General features: G+C 67.3%; 19 protein-coding genes. 6 read left to right on the forward strand and 13 right to left on the reverse strand.

From position 1 onward, the window contains the following. Positions 1-10: 10 nt before the first annotated feature. The gene (locus IR212_RS13285; protein WP_228479320.1) at positions 11-3,814 is read right to left on the reverse strand and encodes an OmpL47-type beta-barrel domain-containing protein; all 3,804 of its coding nucleotides are present in this window, start codon (positions 3,812-3,814) and stop codon (positions 11-13) included. 351 nt (positions 3,815-4,165) lie between these two features. On the opposite strand from IR212_RS13285, the gene IR212_RS13290 reads away from it, so the two are divergent. The 5 genes from IR212_RS13290 to IR212_RS13310 are packed head-to-tail and all read left to right on the forward strand — an operon-like array spanning position 4,166 to position 10,612. Next, positions 4,166-6,301 carry a glycoside hydrolase family 36 protein gene (locus IR212_RS13290; RefSeq protein WP_194396363.1) on the forward strand — a complete coding sequence of 712 codons (2,136 nt, stop codon included), beginning with the start codon at positions 4,166-4,168 and terminating at the stop codon, positions 6,299-6,301. Positions 6,302-6,346: 45 nt separating this feature from the next. Further along, entirely contained in the window at positions 6,347-7,666 is a 1,320-nt protein-coding gene (locus IR212_RS13295; RefSeq protein ID WP_194396364.1) for an ABC transporter substrate-binding protein, read from the forward strand. A gap of 56 nt (positions 7,667-7,722) precedes the next feature. Beyond that, positions 7,723-8,661 carry a carbohydrate ABC transporter permease gene (locus IR212_RS13300; protein WP_194396365.1) on the forward strand — a complete coding sequence of 313 codons (939 nt, stop codon included), beginning with the start codon at positions 7,723-7,725 and terminating at the stop codon, positions 8,659-8,661. Then, complete coding sequence (locus tag IR212_RS13305; RefSeq protein WP_228479321.1) at positions 8,658-9,557, forward strand: carbohydrate ABC transporter permease; 900 nt, start codon at positions 8,658-8,660, stop codon at positions 9,555-9,557. Before IR212_RS13300 ends, IR212_RS13305 begins: the two co-directional genes overlap by 4 nt. A 29-nt stretch (positions 9,558-9,586) precedes the next feature. Next, positions 9,587-10,612: a LacI family DNA-binding transcriptional regulator gene (locus tag IR212_RS13310; RefSeq protein ID WP_194396366.1), complete on the forward strand. Its 1,026-nt coding sequence runs from the start codon at positions 9,587-9,589 to the stop codon at positions 10,610-10,612. Between the two features lie 258 nt (positions 10,613-10,870). Here the strand turns inward: IR212_RS13310 and IR212_RS13315 are convergent, their stop codons facing one another. Further along, on the reverse strand, positions 10,871-12,367 hold the full coding sequence (locus tag IR212_RS13315; protein WP_194396367.1) for an MFS transporter: 1,497 nt from the start codon (positions 12,365-12,367) through the stop codon (positions 10,871-10,873). Between the two features lie 40 nt (positions 12,368-12,407). Continuing rightward, complete coding sequence (locus IR212_RS13320; RefSeq protein ID WP_194396368.1) at positions 12,408-13,457, reverse strand: zinc-binding dehydrogenase; 1,050 nt, start codon at positions 13,455-13,457, stop codon at positions 12,408-12,410. A 126-nt stretch (positions 13,458-13,583) separates the two neighbouring features. Between IR212_RS13320 and IR212_RS13325 the strand changes: the two genes are divergently transcribed. Beyond that, on the forward strand, positions 13,584-13,883 hold the full coding sequence (locus tag IR212_RS13325; RefSeq protein WP_194396369.1) for an MmyB family transcriptional regulator: 300 nt from the start codon (positions 13,584-13,586) through the stop codon (positions 13,881-13,883). A 3-nt stretch (positions 13,884-13,886) separates the two neighbouring features. Here IR212_RS13325 and IR212_RS13330 read toward each other — a convergent pair whose 3' ends face one another. From IR212_RS13330 to iolB, 10 genes are all read right to left on the reverse strand, one after another. After that, positions 13,887-14,867: a LacI family DNA-binding transcriptional regulator gene (locus IR212_RS13330; protein ID WP_228479322.1), complete on the reverse strand. Its 981-nt coding sequence runs from the start codon at positions 14,865-14,867 to the stop codon at positions 13,887-13,889. Positions 14,868-14,937: 70 nt separating this feature from the next. Then, entirely contained in the window at positions 14,938-16,470 is a 1,533-nt protein-coding gene (locus tag IR212_RS13335; protein ID WP_194396371.1) for an SLC13 family permease, read from the reverse strand. Continuing rightward, complete coding sequence (locus IR212_RS13340) at positions 16,467-17,882, reverse strand: lyase family protein (protein WP_194396372.1); 1,416 nt, start codon at positions 17,880-17,882, stop codon at positions 16,467-16,469. The genes IR212_RS13335 and IR212_RS13340 overlap by 4 nt, the downstream gene beginning before the upstream one ends. A gap of 469 nt (positions 17,883-18,351) precedes the next feature. After that, positions 18,352-19,260 carry a LacI family DNA-binding transcriptional regulator gene (locus IR212_RS13345; RefSeq protein WP_194396373.1) on the reverse strand — a complete coding sequence of 303 codons (909 nt, stop codon included), beginning with the start codon at positions 19,258-19,260 and terminating at the stop codon, positions 18,352-18,354. Positions 19,261-19,269: 9 nt separating this feature from the next. Continuing rightward, positions 19,270-20,532 (reverse strand): formaldehyde dehydrogenase, glutathione-independent, encoded by a 1,263-nt coding sequence (gene fdhA, locus IR212_RS13350; RefSeq protein ID WP_194396374.1) that lies wholly within the window; start codon positions 20,530-20,532, stop codon positions 19,270-19,272. 22 nt (positions 20,533-20,554) lie between these two features. Further along, positions 20,555-21,070 carry a heme-degrading domain-containing protein gene (locus tag IR212_RS13355; protein WP_194398681.1) on the reverse strand — a complete coding sequence of 172 codons (516 nt, stop codon included), beginning with the start codon at positions 21,068-21,070 and terminating at the stop codon, positions 20,555-20,557. Between the two features lie 5 nt (positions 21,071-21,075). Further along, positions 21,076-22,503: a sugar porter family MFS transporter gene (locus tag IR212_RS13360; protein WP_194396375.1), complete on the reverse strand. Its 1,428-nt coding sequence runs from the start codon at positions 22,501-22,503 to the stop codon at positions 21,076-21,078. Between the two features lie 62 nt (positions 22,504-22,565). Then, on the reverse strand, positions 22,566-23,432 hold the full coding sequence (locus IR212_RS13365; RefSeq protein WP_194396376.1) for a sugar phosphate isomerase/epimerase family protein: 867 nt from the start codon (positions 23,430-23,432) through the stop codon (positions 22,566-22,568). A gap of 38 nt (positions 23,433-23,470) precedes the next feature. Then, positions 23,471-25,384 (reverse strand): 3D-(3,5/4)-trihydroxycyclohexane-1,2-dione acylhydrolase (decyclizing), encoded by a 1,914-nt coding sequence (iolD, locus tag IR212_RS13370; protein WP_194396377.1) that lies wholly within the window; start codon positions 25,382-25,384, stop codon positions 23,471-23,473. Beyond that, positions 25,384-26,292: a 5-deoxy-glucuronate isomerase gene (gene iolB / locus IR212_RS13375; protein WP_194396378.1), complete on the reverse strand. Its 909-nt coding sequence runs from the start codon at positions 26,290-26,292 to the stop codon at positions 25,384-25,386. The genes iolD and iolB overlap by 1 nt, the downstream gene beginning before the upstream one ends. Between the last annotated feature and the right edge of the window lie 14 nt (positions 26,293-26,306).

Raw genomic sequence — 26,306 nt, forward strand, 5'->3', positions numbered from 1 at the left:
CCCACCTGACTCAGTCGGTGACGGTGAGCGGCGACGACGCCGAAGCGCCCGTGCCTGCCACGACGATCTGAGTTGCACCCAGCGCGGCATCGGTCGGCACCCTGACAGTGACCTTCGCAGCGCCGTTCTGGTCCGTCAGAACGGTCGCCACCGGCACGCCGGCGAGCGTTACCGTGACATCGTCCCAGCGCGCGAACCCTGCGAGAGACAACGTCACAGCGGCGCCGCGTCTTGCGCTCTTCCCGTTGGACTTGACCGTCGTAGCCACGTCCTCCTTGATGGTGACGGTCGTCGACTTCACGGCGGAGGTGTTGCCCGCACGATCCGTCGCCCGGTAGCTCACGACGAAGTCTCCGACGGTGTTCAACGACAGCGGGTCACCGGCGAATGTCGCCCATTCATCCGAGTTGATTCGGTACTCCACCTTGTCCAGCCCCGAGAGCACGTCGGTGCCTGCGAAGCTCAGGGCGATGGGGTTCCTGGGTGTGCCCGCCCCCGACGCCGGCGTGCGCGTCACGGATGCCGTCGGCACCTGCTTGTCGACCTTGACCTGGGTCTGTCCTTCCGACCCTGCGACGACGACGTTCGCCTGCAGCAGGCGATGGTCGATTTTCGTTGTGCCGTTCGCGCTGACCGTGATGGAGGACGAATAGTTCTTCCACCCACCATCGTTCACGCGGTATTGCATTTTGAACCCCGACGACGGCGGTGTCAGCTTGACCAGAACGGACTGCTGGTACCAGCCGTCTGCGGTGGGTTCATCCGCGGATGTGATGGTCGCTTTCGCGATGTTGGCCGGCTCTGCCACCGTGACGGTGATCTGCTGGGCAGCTTCCACATTGCCCGCGTTGTCGACCGAGCGGTACTGCACGGGGTGTGGCCCCACCGCGGTGAACGAGACTCCTGCTCCGGTGGCGGGTGTCCATGTTGCGCCGGCATCGGCGGAGTACTCGGTGTGACCGACACCGGACGTGGCGTCTGTCGCCGTGAACTTCACGGTTACCGCCGAACCAGCCGCCGCCGTGCCACTGGCAGGATCCGTGTCAGCGACCGTCGTCGGTGCCGATCGATCCACCTTCACCTCCACCTGCCCCTGCGAGCCGGGCACTGCGGAACTGACACGGAAGGCGCGGTACTCGATCACGGTGACGCCCTCTGCTGACACCGTGACGGGTGCGCCGGCAGCGAGCCACTCCCCGGTGCCGCCAACGCGGTACTGCGCCTGCGCGCTCCCCGAAGAGCTCGTCAACGTGACCGTCGCAGGTGCGCGATGCCAGCCTGAGGCACTCTGCCCAGAGTCGCTGCTGACCATGGGCGTTACCGTAACCGGCGTGATTTCCTCGGTGCTGGGCGTTCCGAGAACGCGGGGCGAGATCACGATGCGGTCCACGTTGGGCCCGTACGCGCTCCCGTTCGCGAGCTTCAGCGGCTGGTCGGCCGTCGTCAGGGCGACGGGGATGGTGCGCTGCCAGAAGCTGTTCCACGAGTACGTGTACCGGAAGTGCCCGGAGCCGACCTGCGTCGCCCCTTCGAGTACATCCAGACGCCGGTCCACGACCTGCGGGTTATAGGCGTGGTTGCCGACCGTCTCCGCGTTCGAGTAGAAGATCGTCACGTCGTACGCGCCAGGAGTGTCGAATCCTGCTGCGCGTGGGATCTGCAGTGAGTTCTGAGCCCCTGCACCGATGTACCCGACAAAGGCTCCGCCGGACACGTTCGACCCGGTGTTCGTTGCCAACGTGCTCACCGACGCCGCGCCGGAGCGTTGCGCCGCTTCCGCCTCCACCGACACCGAAGCCGTGTCAGCCGTTCGGACACGCGAGGAGATCAGGTGCGAGACCTGCGCACCCGATGCCGAGCGGAACTCGATCTCGTTGATGCCCTCGTTCAGGTGAGCGCGTACGGTCGAGCGCCAGACGCCGGCCGATGCGGCCCGAATGGTCGCCGCGGGGTGCCCGTTGACTGTCATCTGAAGGTCGCTCGCGCCAACCGAGGCCCAGTCCACGGTCAGGTCGTAGTAGCCGCTGTCCATCGCCGTGACGTAAACGTCGGCGCGCTGGCCGGTAGCGAGTGCGGCGGAACCGGCGGTTGCTCCTCCCCAGACGAGCGACGAGCCGCCAGAGAGCCTGAAGCCGCTCGCGGGGTAGGTCGTCCGTTCGCCTGCACCGACCTCGGTCAGAGCCAACTTATCCAGTGTGATGTCGGAGTTCGGGAGCACGCTCGTTCCGTTCGCGCTGGCGCGGACTGAGAGCGTGTGCGACCCAGCCGTGAGATCCACGAGAACCTCGGCGCTACCTCGGTACTGCCACCGGCTGGTCGCGTTCAAGGCGAGGTCGGCGGTGTACTGAATGGTGCCTGCAGCGGCTCCATCAACGAACAGTGCGTGACGTCCGGGCACGCCAGGGGCCGCGCCGATGATTTGCAGTCGGTAGGTGCTCGTCTGCGGGACCTCTACAGTCCAGTCGGCCTTGGATGTGGCGCGGTTGAAGGATCCGACGTCGCGTCCACCGGACGCGAGGAACTTCCATCCGCCGCCCGATTTGGGGTCCTGCGTGTAGACCTGCGCCGAGGTGAGCTGCATGCTCTCCGCCTCGATGGACGCGGTCCAGGGCTGGACGGCAGCGTCTGCCTGCACGTCGCGGTGCTGCGCGGGCGTGATGATGAGCTGGTATCCGGCGTACCGATCCAGCGTCGGCACGGTCAGCTCCAGCTCGCCGCCGGACAGTGCGACGCCGTCCTGGGCGTGGACGACGCGGGGCGTGGTGGCCAGGCCCTCGGCGCCGGTCAGCGGTGCTTCGCGAACCTCGATGTCGACGGTGGTGCCGAACACGGAGGTGTCCAGTCCGCTGAGGTCGACGGTGACGTCGTCATCGGTTCCGCCCCAGAGCACGGTGGCTCGTCTGTTGGCATCGTCGATGGCGCCGATGCCTTGCAGCGTGTCGACGCCGTTGGGTGTGGGCGGGGTGACCGTGACGGTCTCAGACCCTTCCAGGTCGCCGTACCACTTGAACATCCACCATCCGGCGTTGGCGCCGTTGGGCCGGGCGGTGTTGTCGGACAGGTTGCCGGCGTAGTTCCAGTAGGCGACCTGCGCATCAACCTTGGTCTCTTCGAACATCGCCAGCCACTGGATGAGCTGACCAGGCACGCCCATATCGCGGAGCATGCCGTACTCGGTGATGTTCACGCGGATGGGGTCGATGCCGAGCGACGCCTCCAACGCGCGGTAGTCGGCGAAGTTCTGACGGTAGAAGCCGAGGTTGTCGATTCCCAGCTCGTGCCAGATGAAGATGTCCGGCAGCGAGTTGTTCGCCTTCGCGAACTCGAGGATGTCCGCGCTGCGTTCCGGCTGCCAGCGGGTGTCGCCGGGGCCACCGATGCGGGCGTGACCGAGGCCGTGCGACGCCCAGACTTCCTGGATCTTCTCGTAGGTCGACTGCCAGTCCTGGAGGAACTGGTCCTTCTGCGCACCCCAGTTCGGGTACCAGTTGCCGCCGTCGGGCTCGTTGAAGGTGATGAAGACGTAGTCCTCGGGGTGAGCTGAGTCCTCGGCGACAGCGTCGGCGACGAACTCCACGATTTCGAGGTAGTCCCATACGCCGTTCGGCTGACTCGCGTACGTGCCGTCCGTGAGGCCGTACGTGCGGGTGTCCCCGGGCCGTTGACCGCCGTTGTATGCCCAGTCGGGGTAGTAGTCCTGGACGTAGATGTACATGTCCTGGCCGTGCTTGGCGAAGAAGTCGTCTTCGACGCGGATGGCGTCTCCCGACGGGTGCTGCGTGCCGTAGGGGGCCTTCTGCGACGTGTTCGTCACGTGGGCACCGTTCAACAGTGCCCGGGTCGGGACGCCGTCGTCGCCTAGGCCGTAGAGGGTCCCGGTCGCGCCACCGCGGAAGTCACCCGTTCGCGCGGCGAAGTCCACTTCGAGCTGTTGAGGAGCGGCGGCGGCGGCCGGCACCGCGGTCAGGGCGGTCAGAGCGAGGGCGCATGCGGCTCCCGCGGCAGCCCACTGTCGTGTTCTCACCATTGATTTCTCTCTTCGTCGAGGAGGCGCGTATCGCGTCGGGGCGAACCTAGCACCGCTTGATAACGGTTTCAAGAAAAACTTGATAGCGGTTTCAGAATGGGTTACGTTGCTTCTGCACCTCAACCGATGGAGAGATTGATGACAACGACGTCTTTGGCCCGAGACACGCAGACCACCGCGCTGCGCTGGGGCAATGACCTGGTCGTCTTCACATTCGTCTGGGACGACGACACGGCCGTGAGCCTGGCCGCGGTGTCCTTGGAGCACGCCGAGGAGATCCCTCTTCACCGCATTCCCGCTGTCGAGGTGGTGACCGCCGCATCGGGCCGAGTGCCCGCTTCCGGCCGGTTGACGCACACCGAGATCGGTCAGCGGCTGAGGTACGTCGAGCACTCTGAAACCGTCGAAGACGGGCGCAAGACCCTCAGCATCGTGCAGAGGTACGCCGACCTCGACACTCGGCTCGAGTTGCAGATCCTTGACGGTGTGGACACGGTGAGCAGCGCCGTCACGGTCACCAACACGGGCGAGGGGCGCGTCGTCCTTCGCTCGGTGGCGTCATGGTCTGCGGGGTTCACCGTCGATTCCGCCGCGGACGACTCCCTCGCCGGCTGGTTCCGGCTCACCGGTGTCAGCGATTGGCTCGGCGAAGGCCGGTGGTCACGCGAGGCACTCCGCGGGTCAGACTTCGTGGAGCTCGCCGCGCACCTGACTGGCCACAACCCCCGTGGGTCATTCAGCGTGACTTCTGACGGCACCTGGTCCACAGGTCATCACCTGCCGACGGGTCTGCTCGAAGCACCCGATGTCCACTTGGCACTCGGATGGCAGATCGAGCACAACGGCCCGTGGCGTTGGGAGATCGGAGAGGACACGGCCGGCGGATTCCTGGCCCTATCCGGGCCCACCGACGCGGACTCTGGATGGACACGCGTCCTGTCGCCAGCGGAGTCCTTCACCACTGTCCCGGCGGCGGTCGCCTACGGTCACTCTGCCGACGCTGTCGTGGCGGCGTTGACGGATCACCGGCGGGCCACCAGACGTCCCCACCATGACAACGCCGCCATGCCCGTGGTGTTCAACGACTACATGAACACCCTCGACGGTGACCCTACGACAGCCAAGCTGATCCCCCTCATCGAAGCGGCGGGGGCCGTCGGCGCCGAGGTGTTCTGCATCGACGCAGGCTGGTACGACGATTCCGGCCACTGGTGGGACACTGTCGGAGAATGGCGTCCGTCCACCACCCGGTTCCCGAACGGTCTCGGAGAGGTCATCGACGCGATCCGCGCTGCGGGGATGATTCCGGGTCTCTGGCTTGAACCGGAAGTCATCGGCACTCGCAGCCCGGTCGCGGACTCATTACCCGACGAAGCGTTCCTGCAGCGCAATGGGGTGCGGGTCGTCGAGCACCACCGTTTCCACCTGGATATGCGTCACCCCGCGGCGCGAGCACACCTGGATGAGGTGGTAGACCGACTCGTCAGCGAGTTCGGCATCGGGTTCTTCAAGCTGGACTACAACATCAACCCCGGTCCTGGCACCGACGTCGACGCAGACAGCGTGGGCGACGGGCTACTCGGCCACAACCGTGCACACCTGGACTGGCTCGACGGCGTGCTCGACCGTCACCCCTTGCTCATCATTGAAAACTGCAGCTCTGGGGCCATGCGGATGGACTACGCGCTGCTCTCGCGGGTCGCTATGCAGTCCACCTCCGACCAGCAGGACTTCGAGAAGTACCCGGCTATCGCCGCAGCTGCGCCGCTGTCGATCCTCCCGGAGCAGGCGGCAAGCTGGGCATACCCGCAGCCGTCGATGACGGACGAGGAAGCCGCGTACTGCCTGGTCACCGGTCTGCTCGGCCGGTTCTACGTATCAGGTCACCTGAACGAGATGGACTCCGCACAGCGCGAGCAGGTCGCATCGGCGATCTCTGTCGCGCAGCGGCTGCGCGCAGACATCGCGCAGTCGTACCCTCACTGGCCGAGTGGTCTTCCCCAATGGGACGACCAGTGGGTGTCCCTCGGTCTGCGCCTGCGAGCGGGCGACCTCGTCTCCCTTTGGCGTCGAGGCGGGCCAGCTGCCACCGTCCTCAGCTTCCCTCACCTGCGAGGCCAGGACGTCGTCGTGACCACCGAGTTTCCCCTCAACCTGCCCGCCTGGCCCACCGAATGGGATGCCAGGACAGGAGCGCTCACTGTACACGCGGACGGTCCAGACCTCGCCGCGCGTACTCTCCGCCTCGCCATCCGCCCTAAACGGTCGGCGTAGAGGCCCGCACCGGATCACACTGATCACATACAAAGGAGCAATTCAATGAAGAAGCGGTTCTCCGCCGTCCTCGCCCTCGGCGCGGTTGCGGCACTCACCCTGGCCGGCTGCTCGGACCCGGGGTCCGGAGGCGACTCCGGAAGCGCCCCCGCCGAATGGCCCGCGCAGGACGCCGACCTCAGCGGCACCACCCTCACCATCTGGGCCGCCCAGAACTCGAACACCGTGCCCGACAGTGTCGTGGCGGGGTTCGAAGAACTCACTGGCGCGAAGGTGGATGTCGTCACCATCCCTGATCCGTACGAGCAGAGCATCCAGACGAAAGTTGCTACGGGAGACAAGCCCGACCTCGCGTTCTGGCAGCCGACCGCGTCCCAGCTCACTGCGCTGAACGCCAAGACCAACCTGCAGTCGCTGGACGACGCGCCGTGGCTGGACGCCTACACGCCTGAGCTGCGCGATATCACCGGCATCCTCGACGACACCCGGTACGCGACCCTCATCACGACCCCTGCGGTGGAGGGTGTCTACTACAACAAGCAGGTGTTCGCCGACGCCGGCATCACCACCACGCCCGGCAACTGGGACGAGTTCCTCCAGGTGGCCCGCGACCTGAAGGCCGACGGTGTGACCCCGTTCTTCGACTTCGGCGGCGGCACACCGTGGGCGACGCAATGGTGGGTGCAGGTGCAACTCGCCGACGCTGCAGCCGACGGCCTGTGGGACCGGGTGAACGCCAACGAGGAGACTTTCACCGACCCGACCATCCAAGGCGCCATCGACACCTATCAGGGGCTCATCGAGGAGGGACTGTTCAACGAGAACCTCAAGACGGCGACCTTCGAGGACCAGGGACCGGCGCTCCTCTCCGGTGACGCGGCCATGGCGGTCCAGGTGAACTCGTTCTTCGGGCAGCTGCAGTCGCTCGCTGACACCGAGGAGCTCAACGAGAAGATCGGCTTCTTCCCCATCTCGCCCAGCGGAAACGTCGGCACCTTCATCCCCGACCAGTCCAACGCCCTCGTCGCCTTCAAGACCGGCGACGCGAAGCGAGAGGCCGGCGCGCGCCAGCTGCTGTCCTACTGGCTGGGCGACGGCTACCAGGACTTCGTCAACGCTCAGTCGACCGTTTCGCTGCAGTCGGACGTCGACTCCTCCGCCGATGTGCCGCAGGCGCTTCTCGACGTCAGCGCATCGCTGTCCGACTCTGTCGGCTCGATGCAGGCTCTCGCAGTCGCCAACCCGGATCTGTACCTGAACCTCGGCGACATGATCCAGGGAACCAAGACCGCGGTCGAGGTCGCCGAAGCCACTCAGGCGCAGTTCGCCGAGCTGGCCAAGGCCATCGGAACGCCCGGCTTCTAGCACTACCTGGGGGTGCCGGCAGCTTCGCCGGCACCCCCAACCCGAAAGGTATGACCATGACCACCACACTTGGACTCTCCACGGGCGCCGCCCGAGCCCAGGGCATCAGAGAGATCGCTCCGACGCGGCGTGGAAAGAAGGACCACCCCCTGTGGTTCCTCATCCCCGCCCTGCTCGTCCTGGTGGTGTTCTTCTTCATCCCGACGGTCTTCAACTTCATCTACGCCTTCACCGACTGGTCCAGCTTCAAGAGCGAGATCAACTTCATCGGCTGGGACAACTTCGTTTCGCTGTTCAGCAACGGCGCACTGATCAACGCGCTCGTCGTCACCCTCGTCTACGCGGTCCTCGTCGCCATCTTCCAGAATGTCTTCGGCCTGACCCTCGCCCTGCTCCTCGAACGCGACACGACGATCAACCGCGCACTCCGGGTGGCGTTCTTCATCCCGGTCATCATGTCGGCGCTCGCCGTCGGATACATCTTCCAAGCCATGCTCAAGCCCGAAGGCGCAGTCAACGGCATCCTTGGATTCCTGACCGGACAGAACGTTGAGATCGCGTGGCTCGGCAGCACCACCTGGACCATCGTGGTCGTCGCGCTCATCCACGCATGGAAGTGGATGGGCCTGTCCATGCTGATCTACCTCGCCGGCCTGAAGACCATCAACGAGGACGTCATCGAGGCCGCCCGCCTGGATGGCGCTGGATGGTGGACCACGCTACGCACCATCCGGTTCCCGCTGCTCGCACCCGCTGTCACCTTCAACGTCGCCACCGCTCTCCTCGGCTCGATGAACGGGTTCGACATCGTTCAGGCCACGACCGCGGGCGGACCCGGCGGAACCACGGAACTGCTGAACATCTTCATCTTCCGCACCTTCGGTCAGGGCCTGTTTGCGCAGGCGACCACCATGAGCCTCGTACTGTTCTTGCTCGTAGCTGTACTGGCCTTCCCCGTTATCCGGACACTGCGCAAGCGGGAGGACGTACTGTGACCGCCACCGAGACCCTTGTCAGGTCCACCAGCCACAGCCAGACCCAAGCGGCACGGGTGAAGCGGCGCCCTCATCACGGACGCGCCGCTCGCATCCTTCAGCCGGTCGCAGCCATCGCCGCGGCAGTCGTCCTGCTCGGCGTCCCCTTCTGGTTGGTGATCACCACGGCTGGGAAGGACCAAGCCGAGGCCCTCAACCCGAATCTGTCGCTCCCCACCCAGTGGCAGCTGCTTGACAACTTCGCCACCGTATTCTCCGACGGCAAGATGCTCGCCGCCTTCGGTGGAAGCGTTCTCGTCATGGTGCCCGCGGTCCTCGGCGTTCTGATTCTCGGCTCGATGGCGGCGTGGATCCTCGGCCGGCGCACCTCCACGCCACTCGCCTTCGTCTACGCGCTCGCCATCAGCGGCATCGTGCTGCCTCCAGCGGTTGTCACCATCGTTCTGCTGTTGCGACAGCTCGGCCTCGCCGGGACGGCAGTCGGAATGATCGGCGTGTACATGGGCATGTACATGTCGACGGTCATCTTCTTCGTCACCGGCTTCGTACGAACGATCCCCATCGAGCTCGAGGAAGCCGCCCGCGTCGACGGAGCGTCCCCGATCCGCGTCTTCACGCGCATCATCCTGCCGTTGCTCATGCCGGTGCTGGCGACAGCGACCATCCTCATCTGCCTGTACATCTGGAACGACGTGTTCTACGCCCTCTTCGTGGTCGGCGGTCGGCTGGACACGCTCCCGCTGAACCTCTACCAGGTCGCCAGCGCGGGCCTGTACTTGCAGAACTGGCACCTGATCTTCGCGTATATCATCCTGATGAGCCTGCCGCTCCTGATCACGTTCATGGTGGCGCAGCGCAAGATCATCGCAGGCATCACGAGTGGTGCCGTCAAGTGACGTCCCCTGCACCGCTCAGACGGGTAGGGATGAACGGCACGGGAAGCGGCAAGACAACGACTATCGCGGATGTCGCCGCGCTGGCAGGAGTATCTGTGCCGACAGTCTCGCGCGTGCTCACCGGCGCAGCGAAGGTCAGCCAGGCGAAGCGGGAAGCCGTCGAGGCTGCGATCACCGAGCTCCACTATCGGCCGAGCGCCGCCGCGCGAGTCCTCGCCTCCCGCAAGCCGCAGGTCATCGCCGTCATCGCCGGCGACACCTCGCAGTACGGGTACGCCGGGGCCATCAGGGGTGTAGAGGAAGCGGCACGCGCCGAGGGATACACGGTGATGATCACCGTCGTCGAGAGTCCCGACGATGACGAGATCGACCGCGCTATCTCAGCTACGCTCGCTCAGCCCCTCGCCGGCGTCGTTGTCCTGAAGTTCGACCCTCCTGGCGTTGCGGCCATGCGGAGAATCCCCGAGCCGCTGCCGCTGGTCGCACTGTCGGGTGTCCGGGATCCCTCCGTGTTGCAGGCGGTGCTGGATGAGTCCCGTGCGGCCGAGGAGTTGACCAACCATCTGCTCGAACTCGGGCACGCCACGGTTCATCACGTTCGCGTGCCACCGTCGCGCCGCGAGGACGGCCGGACGACCGGTTGGCGCCGTGCGCTACGTGCGCATGGTGCGCCCATTCCGGAACTGCTCGACGCATCGTGGGATCCACACTCCGGACTCAGCATCGGCGAACAGCTTGCGAAAGACGACTCAGTGACCGCGGTATTCTGCGGCAACGATGAGATTGCGATGGGCGTGATCCGTGGCCTGAACGACGCAGGCCGCCGAGTTCCCGAAGATGTGTCAGTCGTGGGCTTCGACGACCATCCTCTCGCGGAGCTGTGGTCACCGCCCTTGACCACGGTCAAGCAGGACTTCGTCGGACTTGGACGTCGCGGATTCCAGCTCCTGCTCGGCGAGATCAAAGGCGAGGTCGGCAAACGGCTCTCGTCCGAGAGGCCCGCTCTTGTGGTGCGTGAGAGCGCGGCCGCACCGCGGACCAGCTCGGAGTCCTGACACCAAGGCTCTTGCCTCGGCCGATCCGGAACTGGTTGCCGGGATCGCGCCGTTCCATGCTGCAGACTTTCCAACCTGCCCCCGAATGGGCATGCGCATCAGTCAGCCGGTCTGGCCACACCTCGGTGAGTACGCGAACGACCCGATCGTGACGAACGGCCGGTCGGTGCCGTCCGGCCGATTCGAGGAGATCGGCCGCTCTTCGGCGCGACCGGCGCGGTCCAGGTCGGCGGTAGGCCAAAGGTCATGGTGTGCATTTCATCGCGTGCGGGCGGGTAGACGGGTGGAGTCGACGCCTTGCGGCTCGCCGAGCGCACCCGAGGGGGCGATCGATTCGCCGGCGTCGGGCGAGCGGCGGCGCTCAGCGAGAGTCGCGGGAACCATCAGCGCTGCAACGAGGACGAGCGCTACGAGAAGGAAGATGCTTCCGGCAGCCAAGGCTGCAGCGGCCGCGGCGGCGATTCCCGCCGCGGGGGTGTTAGCGTTTCCGGCGGCCGACGCACCCACGGCGACCAGGATGCCGAGCCCGAGGGAGGAGCCGACCTGGTGGAACGTATTGACCACGCCGGACGCAGCGCCGGCGTCCTGAGCCGTCGCGCCGGCGATGCCGAAGGTCGTCATGGGCGCGAACGCGAGCCCCTGTCCGGCGCCGATCAGCAGCATCGGAAGTGCGACGGCGGTGAGATAGTCGCTCGCGGGAGTGATCCGGCTCAACCAGACCATGCCTACCAGGGTGAGCGCGGTGCCGACGACGAGCGCGGGAGTGTTGCCGAAGCGGACCGTCAGCCGCGGAATGGCGAGCGCGACGCCGAAGTTCACGAGTGTCATCGGCAGGAACGCCAGCCCGGCCTGCAGCGGAGAGAATCCCAACGCCTCCTGCAGGTACTGACTCGTGAAGAAGAAGAAGCCGATCATCGCACCGAGGTACAGCAGCCGGACGAGGTACGCCCCTGTGCGGAGGCGGCTGGCGAACAGCCGCAACGGCATGATCGGCTGCGTCGCGCGGCTCTCCGCGATCACGAACAGCGCGAGTACCGCGACGGCGACGACGACGCCGATCAACGTGGGCAGCGCCGTCCAGCCGAACTCGACTGCGTAGAGGATCGCGAAGACGAGCGAGCCGACACCGACTGTCGAGGTGATCGCCCCGATGGCGTCGAATCGGCCAGGGAGCGTGGGGGTCCGAGGCAGGAATCTCGGCGCGAGCAGCAGCATCGCCACCCCGATAGGAACGTTCACGAAGAACCCGGCACGCCAGGAAAGCCACGAAGCGGCGGCTCCTCCGATGACGAGACCCAGACTGGCGCCGATGCCGGCCGTGGCGGAGTACCAGGCCACCGCGCGCGTACGCTCCTCACCCTCGAAGCTCGCGGTGATCAGAGAAAGAGCAGAAGGAGCCACGATCGCCGCACCGATGCCCTGTACCGCGCGAGCGCCGATGAGCAACCAACCGGCGGGCGAGAGGGCGATCAGCAGCGAGGCGACCACGAAGACGAGAAGACCGAAGATGAACACCGGCTTGCGCCCGAGGATGTCACCCGCGCGCGCACCGAGCAACAGCAGGCCACCGAACACGAGCGTGTAGGCGTCCTGCACCCACGCGATCTGCGTCGACGTCAGATCGAGGTCGGCTTGCAGGCTCGGCAGCGCGGTGAAGATCACCGAGTTGTCGAGCAGGATCATGAAGTAGCTGACGAGGACGATCGTCAGGATCGCGCCCTTGTGGAGCGGGCTCGTGCGAATGGTGTGGGTCATGCCTGCCTCCTTCCCCTCACGACAACCGGATCCCGGACACTCAGGCGGTGACCATGACCTTGAGCGCCTCGCGGGCACCCATTGCGGCATAACCGGCCGGGACCTCCTGGAGGGTGATGGTGCGGTCGAAGACTCGGCCCGGATCGATCTCTCCCGAGAGCACCTGCGGGATCGCCGCGTCGAGGTAGGCACGGACTGGGGCCGGACCGCCGGCGAGACGCGCATTCTTGCCGAACAGCGAGCCGAATCCGATCGGAGCCTCTTCGTACTGGGGCACGCCCACGCGGGAGATGATGCCGCCCGGCCGCACGATGCCGTACGCCTGCTCGTAGGCAGGCATGTGTCCGACCGCCTCGAGGACGATGTGCGACCCCTCACCTGAAGTGAGATCCATCACCCTGGCGACCCCCTCCGCGCCTCGCTCTGCGACGACGTCGGTCGCACCGAACTCCACACCGAGGTCGGTGCGAACAGCGTGGCGACCCATCAGGATGATCCGCTCCGCCCCGAGCTGCCGTGAGGCGAGGACAGCCGAAAGGCCGACCGCCCCGTCACCGATCACTGTGACAGTCTTGCCCGGCTTCACCCGCCCCACGCGGGCGGCGTGGTAGCCGGTCAGGTATACGTCGGACAGCGTCAACAGCGATGCGAGCAGCCCCTCGTCCAGGCTGTCACCGTCCACGTCCGGCACCTTCACAAGGCTGCCGTCGGCGAGCGGGATGCGCGCGAGAGAAGCCTGCAGACCGCCGGTCTCGGCGCTGCCGTACCAACCGCCGTGGATGCAGGAGGTCTGGAGACCCTCGCGACAGAACACGCAGGTGTTGTCCTGGAAGGCGAACGGGGCGACGACGAAGTCGCCCGGCTTGACCGAGGCGACCTCTGCACCCACCTCTTCGACGACGGCGATGAGCTCGTGGCCCATCGGGTTGCCCTGGTGCGTCGCATGCATCGAGTGGTAGGGATGCAGGTCAGACCCGCAGATGCACGAGCGGACCGTGCGGACGATCGCATCGGTCGGGTTCTTGATGATCGGGTCGGGCACGGTCTCGACGCGGACGTCGCCGGCGCCGTACATGAAAGTCGCAAGCATGCGATTGCCTCCTGAGCCTGGGGATGCTTCCAGAAGACACCTGGTCGTGCGTGAGCGGGAGTGACGGACGTGCCCGGTACTCGCAGACCCTCCCCCGATGCGCCACCCCGCCGTACGGGCGACGGCATGGATCACCGCAGCGAAGTGCGCGGGTTCCTGTCCACGCGGCGCACCGGCGTGAAGAAGCTCCGGCATCCCGTTGTGGGAGACGTCGAGCTCACGTATGAGGCGTTCGAGCTGCCGGCCGATCCCGGGCTCACGCTCTCCACGTACACGGCGGAACCGGGCTCGCCGTCCGCGGACGCACTGCGCATGCTCGCCATCTGGGCTGCTATCGACGAACACCCGACCGCTGGTGAGGCGACCCTCGCACAGCGCACCGTCGAACGGCGGTCTTCCTGGGACGCGACCGGACGAGAAGCCTAAGCGCTACCCGCGGGTGTGGCTCCCGCGTACGCGCACCTCGCCGGACACGCGGACGGATTCCTGCGGCTCACCGGTCGAGAGCTCCGCCAGCAGCAGCTCGGCCGCGCGGGAGCCCATCTCGGCTAGCGCGGGCGCGAACGCCGTGATCCCGGGACGCCAGATGCGGAACCAGTCGGGGTCGCCGTAGGCGGCGAGCGCGACGCCTCCGGGGACATCGATCCCCTCATCGGAAGCCACCTGCAGCACGCCGAGCGCGATGCGGCTGCTGAGCGCGACGATAGCCTCCGGCGGGCTGCTCGCCAGCTTTCGCATGACGTCTGCACCGCCGTCCGCGGTGTACGTGGTCTCGTGAATCTCGAATCGTCGCCCGCGCGGGGCGTCGACGACGAACCCCCGCGCCTCGAGCGCCGCGACGAAGCCCGCCACCCGGTCTCGGCTGGTGCTCAATGTGCGCGGCCCCGTGATGGCGACGATGCTCTCGTATCCCTCGTCGGCGACGACATCGGTCAGCGCGGCGATCCCGCTCACGTCGTCGCTCACGACCGAGGTCCGCCCGGTGGAGCGGTTCAGTTCGACGAGGGGCACCCCGATCCCGGCGCTGGCCTCGGCCGCGACCGGGACGTGCACGATACCGTCCACCTGACGATCGAGCATCGTGCGCAGCGCGACGGCCTCCTGGGCGGGATCGTTCCCGGTCGTGGCCACCACGAGCTGATAGCCGTTGGCGGCGAGCCGGTTCTGCAGCACCTCCGCACTCGACGTATAGAACTCGTTGACGATGTCTGGAACGACCAGCCCTACCGTCCGCGTGCGGCGCTCGCGGAGAGCCCGGGCCGCGGCGTCCGGCCGGTAGCCGAGCCGCTCGGCGGCGGCCAGCACCTTCGATCGGGTCTCCGCGTCGATCGACCCCTTCCCGGTGATCGCCCGCGAGGCGGTGCCGTAGCCCACACCTGCGGCCTTCGCCACGTCGGAGAGCTTCACCACGTCTTCACCATATCCGCGCGGATGCACCCGTTCCGGCATCAGATCGACGTGCCGGAACGGAGGCGCACCATCACGGGAGCGCCAGGCCGATGGCGGTGCCGACGCCGACGACCGCGAGGATGATCAGCGGAACGGTCAGCAGATCGGCGACGAGCCCGGTGCGGATCATGCGCAGCATCGGGACGTACCCCGAGCCGTAGACGATGGCGTTCGGCGGCGTCGACACCGGCAGCATCGCGCCGGCGTTGCCGCCGAAGATCGCCGCCATCGCCGGAATCAGCGGGTCCACGCCGATCGCCACCGCGATAGGGATCACAATCGGGACGACGATCCCCACACTTGCCGTGTTGCTCGTGGTCTCCGAGATCACCATGCCCAGGATGATGGCGACCAGGCACAGCAGAATGGTGCTGTTCACCCCGGTCGCATCGGCGACGGCGTCGCCGATGGTCTCGGCCAGCCCCGTCGCCTTCATCATCGCGCCGATGGTGAGCCCGACTCCGACCAATACGACCGTGCCCCAGTCGATCTTCGCCGCCTCCGACCACTCCATCGTGGGGAGGCCCTTGGCGGCGGGAAGCAGGAACAGCAGCCCCGACAACACGAGCACGACGGAGCCCTCGTTCAGCTTCGACACGACGGCGAGGACCGCGGGATCGGTGACGTTCAGCGCGGACACCACACCGGGCACGGTCCACAGCACCACGGTCGCCACGAACACCGCCGTGACGATCTTCTCGCCGCGCGTCATCCCGCCGAGCTCAGCGTACGATGCGCGGAACGACTCGGTGCCGTTGGGGATGTGGCGCGTCTCGGGTCTGTTCAGCAGCCACAGCGCGAGGAACATCACCGCGCCGAGAGCGAGCACGTACGGGCCCGAGATCGCGACCCAGTCGAACAGCGGGATCTGATATCCCGTCATCTCCTCGACCGTGCCGCGGCCGATCACGTTCGCGATCCCCGTGATCGGCGTCAGCACCGAGCCGACACCTGCGCCGTACGCAATCGCGAGCATGAGCATGCACGAGAAGCGGGTCTGATACGACTTGACTCCGGTGCTCGGGTCGTGGATGAGATCGCCCACCGTGCGCACCACTCCGATGCCGATCGGCAGAAGCATGGCGGCGGTGGCTGATGCGGACACCAGCATCGCGAGAAGCGCGGCGACGACCATGAATGCGAGCGCCGTGAGGATGGTGCTGTCTCCGATCCGCGGAAGCGAGAGCACCCTGAGCGCGAAGCGACGGTCGAGCCCGTGGACGGTCATGGCGCGCGCGAGGATGAACGCGCCGATGACGAGGAACACGGTCGGTGATCCGAACGCGGAGTACACCTCGGCGGCGGGCGCGACGCCGAGGATGACGAGCAGCGCGATGCCGATGAGGGCCGTGACCGGGATCGGGATCGTTTCGGTGATCCAGAACAGCACGACGAAGCTGAGGACGGCCAGCATGGCGCGCTGATCCCAGGGCAGATCGGCCGGCAGGAGCAGCGCCAGCAGCATGAGCGGCACAACGGCCCAGAGACCGACCCGTGCGCGTGCGATGTCGAATCTGCTCGCGCGTTCGACGTCCTGGTGCGTCTGCACGGCGGTGGTGGTCATGCGCTCACCCCCGTCGCGGCGGTCGCCGCAGCGAGCCCCGAGATCGGGACGACGGCGGCCTCGAGAGCCGGAGTCTTCGCCCACGTGCGCACCGCGGTGCGGCAGATCTTCTCGGCATCGCCCAGGTAGTCCTCCGCCTTCACGAGCTGCGACGGGAGCATGCCGCCCAGGCCTGCTGCGGCGGCGACGTCCCGCAGGGCATCAGCCAGCACCTGACCGTACTCACGTGCGCGGGTGGATGCTGCGTACAGCAGGTCGTGCGCGCGCTCGCGACCGAGCGCATCGGCGAGCTGGATCATCTGCGCCTCCGCGAGGACGAGACCACCGTCGAGTTCCATGTTGCGCCGCATCCGCTCGCGATCGACGCGGAGCCCATCGACGATGACGAACGCCTCCTGCAGAGCACTGCCGGCCAGGGATGCGAGCTGCGGCACGACCTGCCATTCGATCTGCCACTCCCCCGCGCTGCGCTCGTGCCCTGCCTCCTGGATCCGCAGCAGCGACGAGGCGAGGGCACCGGCGGTGCCGGCGAGCCCGATGATCAGTTCGGACGAGATCGGGTTCACCTTCTGCGGCATCGTGGACGATGCCCCCCGATGCGGCGAGTACGGCTCGAATGCCTCGCCGATCTCGGTACGGGAGAGGTCCACGATGTTGCGCGCCAGCTTGGCGCACGTCGCCGTGATCGACGCGCAGAGCCAGCCGAACTCGGCGAGTCCATCGCGGTCGACATGCCACGGCACATCGACGTTCTCGAGGCCGAGATGCGCAGCCATCCGTCCACGGATCTCCTCAGCGCGCGGCCCGTACGCAGCCGACGTCCCGCCCGCGCCGAACATCGAGATGACGGCGACACGCGGCAGTGCCTGCGCGATGCGTGTGCGCTGGCGCGTCAGCTGGGCGAGTAGCGTCGCGAGCGTCGCGCCGAAGGTCGTCGGCACCGCCTGCTGCGCGTGGGTGCGCCCCGCCATCACCGTACCGGCGTGCGCCTCGACCTGGCCGGCCAGACGGTCGCCGAGCCGTGCGATGTCACCATCGAGCAGCTGCAGCGATGCCTTGAGCTGCAACGCCAGGCCGGTATCCATGATGTCCTGCGTGGTCGCACCGTAGTGCACACGACCATTTGGCCCCTCGGGCAGCGCGGCCGCGATCTCGCGCACGATGCCCAGGATGGGGTAACCGACGTTCTTCGCCGACGCCCACAGTCGTCCCTCGTCGATGTTCTCGATGACGGCAGCGCGCGCGATCGCGCCGGCGTCATCGTCAGTCAGGACGCCGACCTCCGCCTGCGCCAGGGCGAGAGCTCGTTCCGCGGCGAGCCAGGTCTCGATGGCCGCGTCGGCGGAGAAGATCTCAGCCTGGCCGGCGTCGCCGGCCATGTGCATCAGCAGAGAGAAGGGAGTTGAAGTCATGCGATCCTCCGTCGCGTCCTCGCGGGATATGGATTCGAATCCATCATGGATTCGAATCCATGATGACGCTCATACGACGACATGTCAACCACGTCCCCCGCCGTGTGCTGCTCGCCCTCGACTCGCCACCGCTGAACGGTCAGATGCTGTCGTCTCCCGAGGCGTCGTAGCGAAATGGCTGCTGGCCGAGGTTCCGGGCTACGTGAACATCGACATCACAGCGGAAGACCTCCTCGGCGGTCGATTGGCCGAGGCGCTGGATGAAGCCAGACACCGTGCGTTTCCCGGCGTGCCGGAGATGCTGCACGTCCTCATGCCGACCATCAGAAACGCGACCGCCGCCATCGGAGCGTCGCGGCGACGGCGGAACGGCGAAGAGCGCGCTACGTTCCGCGGATTCGCGGTCGCCGGCTCCTGCCTCCCAGCCGATCGCGACCGAAGCGTTCGTATCACCACTCGACGGAGCCCCCTATCGGGCTCCGCCAGGTGAGATGAATCGGTTCGTCGACTCCCGCACGATCAGGCGCGGAGTGAACACCTCGACGTGGGCCTTGCCTTCCGGGTGGGAGATCCGAGCGAGGAGCAACTCGGCGGCCCGCTGACCGATGAGCCGAGCCTGCTGGTCGATGGTGCTGAGTTCCACGCCCGGGTATCCTGCCGCGCGCGTATTGTCGTAGCCCACCACCGCGAGATCGCGAGGAACGGCGAGCAGCTCGCGCTTCGCGCAGGCGAGGACTCCGATCGCCGTGGCGTCGTTGTAGCAGAAGACCGCGGACGGCAGTTGTTCCGCCCTCCGGAGCCGAAGCAGAGTCGTGTACCCGGCAGATTCGGTCGCGTCACCCTCCTCCTCGCGCGGCGCCAGTCCCGCGGCGTTCATCGCGTCGCGGTATCCGGCCGCCCGTGCCGGGCTCTGCGAGTCGGGCGGGCCTCCGAGGTAGAGGATGTCGCGGTGACCCGCGGCGATGAGGTGCTCCGTCGCCAGCCTTCCACCCACACGGTCATCGCCGTGCACGGCGTCGACGTGAGACGAGCCCTTGGGCGCGCCCAGGACGACGGTGGGCGTGCCTGCTGTGGCGCTCGCGACATCAATCGTCTCATCGACGTGAGTGGCCAACAGGATGCCGTCGACGCCGAGTCCGACCAGCGACCGGAGCCCCTCTGCAGCCGATTCGCCAGCATACCCGCCGAGCTCCAGGAGCAGACGGTAACCCGCCGGTCGCACGATCTCCGCGACACCATCCGCGAAGTCGGCGTATACCTGGTTGTGGATGTCGAGGACCGCCAGGCCGATCGCGGGTTCCCGACCAGCGCGGTCCGCCGTGGAAGCGCCCTCCGACCCCGTGAGACGGGACGCGTCACCCTGGGATGTGATGCCCATTCTCGAAACCTAGCCTTCCTGATCACGGTTGTCGCCCGGTGTCGCCGTCGACGTGGGAACCTTGATGTAGCCGTTGGGGTTGAGCACGTACTTCTTCGCCGCGCCCTGGTCGAAGTCGGCGTAGCCCTGCGGGGCGTCTTCGAGGCCGATCGGGGTCGCACCGACCGCGTCGGCGATGTGGACCTTGTCGTGCAGGATCGCCATCATCAGTTGCCGGTTGTACTTCATGACCGGGCACTGGCCGGTGGTGAACGACAGCGACTTCGCCCACCCCAGGCCGAGGCGCAGCGACAGCGAGCCGACCTTCGCGGCCTCATCGATGCCGCCCGGGTCGCCCGTCACGTAGAGGCCGGGGATGCCGAGGGCGCCGCCGGCCGCGGTGAGGTCCATCAGCGAGTTGAGCACCGTCGCGGGCGCCTCGTGCGAGGCATCCGTCCCGTGTCCTCTCGCCTCGAACCCGACGGCGTCGACGCCGCTGTCGACCTCGGGGACGCCGAGGATCTGCTCGATCTGGTCTTTGGGGTCGCCCTTCGACACGTCGACGGTCTCGCAGCCGAACGAACGTGCGCGGGCCAAGCGGTCGGCGTTGAGGTCGCCCACGATGACGACGGCCGCGCCGAGCAGCTGCGCACCGACCGCGGCGGCGAGCCCCACAGGACCGGCGCCCGCGATGTAGACCGTCGAACCCGGCCCCACACCGGCGGTGTAGGCGCCGTGGAAGCCGGTGGGGAAGATGTCGGACAGCATCGTGAGGTCGAGGATCTTCTCCAGCGCCTGGTCGCGGTCGGGAAAGACCAGCAGGTTCCAGTCGGCGTAGGGGACCAGCACGTACTCGGCCTGCCCGCCGACCCAGCCGCCCATGTCGACGTACCCGTACGCGCTCCCCGGCCGGTCGGGGTTGACGTTCAGGCAGATGCCGGTCTTGCCCTCTTTGCAGTTGCGGCAGCGGCCGCAGGCGATGTTGAACGGCACCGACACGATGTCGCCCACCTTGACGAACTCGACGTCGGGTCCGACCTCGACCACCTCGCCGGTGATCTCGTGACCGAGCACGAGCCCCGCGGGCGCGGTGGTGCGGCCGCGCACCATGTGCTGATCCGAGCCGCAGATGTTCGTCGACACGGTCTTGAGGATCGCGCCGTGCGGCACCTTCCTGCCCACATTCGCGGGATTCACCCCCGGCCCGTCCTTCAGCTCGAACACGGGATAGTCGGTGTCGATCACCTCGACCTCACCCGGACCTTTGTAGGCCACCGCCCTGTTTGCAGACATCGTCGTCCTCTCTTTCGTGGGATCACACCGCGACGGGATCGAGCCCTGACTGCAGTGCCGTACCGACCGCGCGCAACGCATCGACGACGAGTGCGTGGTCCTCCTCCGCCGATAGACCGGATACCGTCACCACGGCCTCCACGCCACCGCCGCGGACGCGGACCGGGACTGCTCCCCCGGCAAGCACGTAGGCATCGACCGGCAACCACGGCACCGAATCGGGCTCGCCGCCGGCGGCGGCGATGCGCGCGCCGACAAGTGCCGAGCTCTCCTCGAACCGGACGACGGTGGCGACCTTCCTGCGGATCCAGTCCTCGTGATTCGCGGTGGAACCGCGCAGGGCGGCTCGGAAGAGCACGACTCCCCAGGGCCGCCGGACGTCGATCATGATCGGGTACTCGTGCTCGGCCGCTCGAGCCTGGATCTCGCACCCGATGCGCCACGCGATCGACTCGTCGAAGCGAGCGAAGACCGCCTCGGCTTCGTCGGCCTCCAGCTCGGCAACGCGCCGGGCCGCAGCATCCGTCTCCGTCGTCATCGTGGTCACACCCCGTAGCGACTGTGGAAGCGCTCTTCGAGCTGCTCCAGCGTGCGTCCGCGGGTCTCGGGCACCGAGGTCGCGACGAACCAGATCGCGAAGACGCCGACGCCGGCGAACAGCAGGAATGTCCCGAAGCCGAGGCCCTGGACCAGCGCCGGGAAGACGAGCGAGATAAGGGCGTTGACCACCCACAGCACCAGCATCGCCGTCCCGAGCATGACCCCGCGGAACTTCAGCGGGAACAGCTCCGACAGCACCACGAACAGCGTCGGGCCGAGAGCTCCCTGCATGACGCCGATGAAGGCGAGGATCAGCACCATGAGCAGCCACGGGCGGACCGGATTGCCCTCGGGAAGGACCAGGCCGACGGTTCCCACCGCCACGTGCGCGGTCGTGGTGCCGATATAGCCGGTGAGGAGGAAAGCCCGCCGGTTGAACCGGTTGATGATGGTCAGCGTGAAGGCGATCGCGACGACCGAGATGACGCCGTTGAGCACGTTGAAGATCAACGCCGAGTCGCGGTCGAAGCCCGCCTGCTCAAGCACCTGGGTGCCGTAATACATCATCGAGTTGATGCCGGTGAGCTGCTGGAAACCCGCCACGCCGATTCCGATGAGCATCAGCACGCGCAACCAGCGCTGGCTGAGAATGTCGCGCAGCTTTCCGAGATGTTCGCGCTGCTCGGTCCGGGCGAGTTCCTCGACCTCGGCGATCTCGGCAGCAGCACGCTCAGGCGAACGGACGGTCTGCAACACGCTCAGCGCCTCGTCGTTGCACCCCCGCGAAGCCAGCCACCGCGGGCTCTCCGGCATCCGGAGCATGCCGACCAGGAGGAGAACCGCGGGTATCAGCGCCACCGCGAGCATCCAGCGCCAGACGTGCTCGTTGCCACCCCACACGTTGCCGATGATCGCGTTGATGAGGAAGGCGAGGAACTGCCCGATGACCAGCATGAACTCGTTCCGCGACACCAGGCTCCCGCGTCGCTCGTGCGGCGCCACCTCGGCAAGGTACGCCGGGACTACAACTGACGACGCGCCCACCGCGAGGCCCAGCACGAATCGCGCGGCGAGGAGGAACTCGTAGCTCGGCGTCACAACGCAGCCCAGCGTTCCGGCGATGAACAGGATCGCCATCACGATGATCATGCGGCGGCGCCCGACGCGGTCGGCGAGCCGGCCTCCCACGAGAGCGCCGAACGCGGCACCGATCAGCAGCGAGAAGGTGATCGCCCCCTCGCCGAGCGCGTCCAGGTGGAAGTAGTCCACCATGAAGGCCAGCGCGCCGTTGGTCACGCCGGTGTCGTAGCCGAACAGCAGCCCGCCGAGTGTGGCGATGGCCGCGATCCAGCCGAGACGGCGGACGAAACCGCCGGTCCCCAGCGGGGGCAGTGTGATCAGGCTCGTCGTGGATGGCGAAGCATTCTGCATGGGTCGATGAACTTCCTTGTCTTCTCGTCAATAGGTGCGGGCGCGTCCGCGGGGTCGTCGGCTCAGCCGATCAGCTCTCGAAGCCTCTGCAACTGGAAGCGGGACACCTCGTCGGCGGCCTCGTCCTCGGCGAACACGTTCGACACGACGAGGGCGTCGTCGCGGTCGAGGTAGCCGATCGCGCGAAGGGTGGCGAACAGCTCGTCCCAGTTCACGTCGCCGTCGCCGATTCGCAGGTGCTGGTGCACTCGCGCCGCGTTGCCGGGCGGGTTGGAGATGTATCGCAGCCCGTGCGAACGGTGGTGGTCGAAGGTGTCCGCGCTGTACACCGCACCCAGACGTTCGCCGATCTCGGGCAGCAGCGTCGTCGCACGGTCGCCGTAGTGGAAGGTGTGCGAGGCGACGTACACGAAGCCGACGGCCTTCGAGTTGAGGCCGCGCAGCACGCGCCAGGCCTCGAGCCCGTCTTCGACGAAGTCGTCGGGGTGCGGGTCGATATTGATGCGCAGGCCTTCGGATTCGATGACCGGGAGCAACTCCTCCATCGAGCGGTAGAAGGCGGCCTCACTGTCTTCGGCCCGCTCCGGGCGTCCCGAGAACTCGGTGTTGATCATCGGTATCTCGAGCTGCACGGCGAGCTCGATGATCCTGCGGAAATTGCGCACGGCCGCTTCCCGCTGGGGTTCGTCGGGCCACGAGATCCGTTGCACGGGCAAGATGGCCGGGATGCCGACTCCCGCATCCTTCGCCGCCTTCTTGAACCGCCCGACGAGGTCGTCATCGGCTTTCGGGTAACGGAAGAAGGGCGAGAGGTCGACGTGCGGCGTCAGCTGCAGGTGCTCGTAGCCGAGACGAGCAGCGACCTCGGGGAACTCGAGCAGTGAGAAATCGTGGTGGTACGGCGTGGGGTCGAGCGCGATGCGGACCATGGTGTCTCCGGTCGTGTCGTGGTGGACGGTCGTGCGGCTCAGCCGAGGAGCGGTTTCTGGTTCGCCTGCTGGACGAGGTACTCCTCGCGCGCCTGCTGGGTGGATTCGAGGGTCGAGACCTCGGGTACCGGCACGTCCCACCAGCCGGCACCGTCGGGCGCGTAGATGAGCGGGTCGCTGTTGATGTGGATGAACGTGGAGCGGTCGGATGCCTTCGCCTGCGCGAGGGCCGCCTTGAGGTCGTCGATGGCCGAGGCGCCGGGCTCGATCTCGATAACGTCGAGGCCGTAGCTGCGGGCGTTCATCGCGAGGTCGACGGGGAGGATCTGCTCGCCCTGGAAGTTGCGGGCCTCGCGGTCGTACTCGCGGTACCAGGTGCCGAAGCGCTCGGAGCCGACCGTCTCGGACAGGTGGCCGATGGAGGCGTAGCCGTGGTTCTGGATCAGGATGACGATGAGCTTGATGCCCTCGGCGACCGCGGTGACGAGCTCGGTGTTGAGCATGAGGTACGAGCCGTCGCCGACCATGACGATGACGTCGCGGTCGTCGCCGTCGACGAGAAGGCCCCGCTTGGCGCCGAGGCCGCCGGCGATCTCGTAGCCCATGCACGAGAACGCGTACTCGACGTGGTAGCCGAGGGGGTCGCGCACGCGCCACAGCTTGTGGAGGTCACCCGGGAGCGAGCCTGCCGCCTGGACGATGACGTCCTCCGGGGCGCTGGTGGACTGGACGGCGCCGATGATCTCGGGCTGACCGGGCAGTGCGAGCCCCGAGGGGACGAATGCGGCGTCGACCGCGGCATCCCATTGCGCCTTCTCGCGCGCGATGCGCTCGGAGTACTCGCCCGAGATCTCGAAGCCCTCGAGTTCGATGGCGAGCTCGGCGAGCGTCTCGCGGGCGTCGGCGATGACGGGCAGCTGCGAGCCGTGCTTGTAGGCGTCGAAGGAGGCGATGTTGATGTTGACGAACAGCACGTCGGGGTTCTGGAACGCCGTGCGCGATGCCGTGGTGAAGTCGCTGTAGCGCGTGCCGATGCCGATGATGACGTCGGCCTCGGCCGCGAGCCGGTTGGCGGCGAGCGTGCCGGTCGCGCCGACACCGCCGAGATTCTGCGGGTGGTCCCAGTTCAGGACGCCGCCGCCGGCCTGCGAGGTGCCGACCGGGATGCCGGTGGCCTCGACGAGTGCGCGGAGCTGGTCCTCGGCGCCGGAGTAGATGACGCCGCCGCCGGCGACGATGAACGGGTTCTTCGCGTTCCGGATCGCCGCCACCGCGCGGGCGAGCGGGCCGCGCTCGGGCAGCGGACGGCGGATGTGCCACTCGCGGTCCTGCAGGAACTCGACCGGGACGTCGAGCGCCTCGGCCTGCACGTCCTCGGGGAGTGCGATGGTGACGGCGCCGGTCTCAGCGGGGTCGGTGAGCACGCGCATCGCGGCCAGCGCTATGGAGTACAGCTGCTCGGGTCGCTGCACGCGGTCGAAGAACTTCGACAGCGGGCGGAAGGCGTCGGTGACCTGGATGCCGGTGTCCCACGGCTGCTCGAGCTGCTGCAGCACCGGGTCGGCGACGCGGGTCGCGAACGTGTCGCTCGGCAGCAGCAGCGCGGGCATCCGGTTGGTGGTGGCGAGCGCCGCGGCGGTGAGCATGTTGGCGGCGCCCGGGCCGACCGATGCGGCCGAGGCGTAGGTGCCGCGGCGGCGGTGCATGCGCGCGTACCCGACGGCCTGGTGCACCATGGCCTGCTCGTTGCGGGCCTGGTGGTACGGCATGAGGTCGGGGTTCTCGACGTTGAACTGCTTCAGTGCCTGACCGATGCCGGCCACGTTGCCGTGGCCGAAGATGCCGAACATGCCGGGGACGGTGCGCTCGCGGATGTCGCCGTCCACGGTCCACTGGTGGGCCAGGAACTCCACGAGCGCCTGGCTGACCGTCATCCGTCTCGTCGCGCCCATCAGCGGTCGCCTTCCTTGTCGTTCGTGTACGGCAGTCGCTCGTCGAATGCCTGCCCGGTCCAGGTGTCGCGCACCCACGCATGCGCGGGATCGTCACTGATCAGCCACTTCCGCTCGGGGTCGGGGCCGGCCATGACGTTGAGGTAGTAGAGGTCGTATCCCGGGGCCGCGACGGCGGGGCCGTGGTACCCGTAGGGCACGAGCGCGATGTCGCCGGTGCGCACCATCGCGTTGATGTCGATCTCGCCCGCCGGGGACGAGTAGGTGCTGAACATGCCGAACGAGGTCTCGGCTGCGGCATCCGATCCCGCCACCGGAGCCGTCTCGAAGTAGTAGATCTCCTCGAGACGCGACTCGTGGCCGGGCACGTGCTCATCGTGCTTGTGCGGCGGGTACGACGACCAGTTCTCGGCCGGCGTGATCACCTCGCACACGATCAGCCGCACCGCGTCCAGCGCCTGCGGGGTGCCGAAGTTGTGCACCTGACGACTGGAGCGACCCGCTCCTCGCAGCTCGATCGGAGTGTCGGCTGCCGGGATGTGCACGCTCGGCTTCACGACGTCGGTCGGCGAGGTCGCGATCGCGACACGGCCCACGCCGGTCAGCACGGCGGTCGCAGTCGACGAGAGGTAGAGCACGTCGGTCGGCCCGTCGAACACCGACGCGCGGCCCTTCAGCCGCGTCGTCACGGTCTCGGCACCCTCGAACCGCGCAACGGTGAACGACCCCGACAGCGGCACAACGATCCGCTCGACCCCTGTGGGTGCGAGAGCCAGCGAGTCGGTCGCGGTCAGCTCCGCGACCCGGATACCGGTGTGCGCCCAGCCGGGAGTGTTCTCGTCGACGACGCTCTCCCACCCGTCGCGGGCGAGATCGCCCCGGCGATGGAACCAACGGTTGCCAGTCATCAATCCTTCTCGTC

The sequence above is a fragment of the Microbacterium atlanticum genome, assembly GCF_015277815.1.
GTDB lineage: Bacteria > Actinomycetota > Actinomycetes > Actinomycetales > Microbacteriaceae > Microbacterium > Microbacterium atlanticum.

Coding starts and splice junctions, on each gene's coding strand:
- IR212_RS13290 (WP_194396363.1), top strand. CDS start 4,166: ATGACAACGACGTCTTTGGCCCGAGACACGCAGACCACCGCGCTGCGC.
- IR212_RS13295 (WP_194396364.1), top strand. CDS start 6,347: ATGAAGAAGCGGTTCTCCGCCGTCCTCGCCCTCGGCGCGGTTGCGGCA.
- IR212_RS13300 (WP_194396365.1), top strand. CDS start 7,723: ATGACCACCACACTTGGACTCTCCACGGGCGCCGCCCGAGCCCAGGGC.
- IR212_RS13310 (WP_194396366.1), top strand. CDS start 9,587: ATGAACGGCACGGGAAGCGGCAAGACAACGACTATCGCGGATGTCGCC.
- IR212_RS13315 (WP_194396367.1), bottom strand. CDS start 12,367: ATGACCCACACCATTCGCACGAGCCCGCTCCACAAGGGCGCGATCCTG.
- IR212_RS13320 (WP_194396368.1), bottom strand. CDS start 13,457: ATGCTTGCGACTTTCATGTACGGCGCCGGCGACGTCCGCGTCGAGACC.
- IR212_RS13325 (WP_194396369.1), top strand. CDS start 13,584: ATGGATCACCGCAGCGAAGTGCGCGGGTTCCTGTCCACGCGGCGCACC.
- IR212_RS13335 (WP_194396371.1), bottom strand. CDS start 16,470: ATGACCACCACCGCCGTGCAGACGCACCAGGACGTCGAACGCGCGAGC.
- IR212_RS13340 (WP_194396372.1), bottom strand. CDS start 17,882: ATGACTTCAACTCCCTTCTCTCTGCTGATGCACATGGCCGGCGACGCC.
- IR212_RS13345 (WP_194396373.1), bottom strand. CDS start 19,260: ATGGGCATCACATCCCAGGGTGACGCGTCCCGTCTCACGGGGTCGGAG.
- fdhA (WP_194396374.1), bottom strand. CDS start 20,532: ATGTCTGCAAACAGGGCGGTGGCCTACAAAGGTCCGGGTGAGGTCGAG.
- IR212_RS13355 (WP_194398681.1), bottom strand. CDS start 21,070: ATGACGACGGAGACGGATGCTGCGGCCCGGCGCGTTGCCGAGCTGGAG.
- IR212_RS13360 (WP_194396375.1), bottom strand. CDS start 22,503: ATGCAGAATGCTTCGCCATCCACGACGAGCCTGATCACACTGCCCCCG.
- IR212_RS13365 (WP_194396376.1), bottom strand. CDS start 23,432: ATGGTCCGCATCGCGCTCGACCCCACGCCGTACCACCACGATTTCTCA.
- iolD (WP_194396377.1), bottom strand. CDS start 25,384: ATGGGCGCGACGAGACGGATGACGGTCAGCCAGGCGCTCGTGGAGTTC.
- iolB (WP_194396378.1), bottom strand. CDS start 26,292: ATGACTGGCAACCGTTGGTTCCATCGCCGGGGCGATCTCGCCCGCGAC.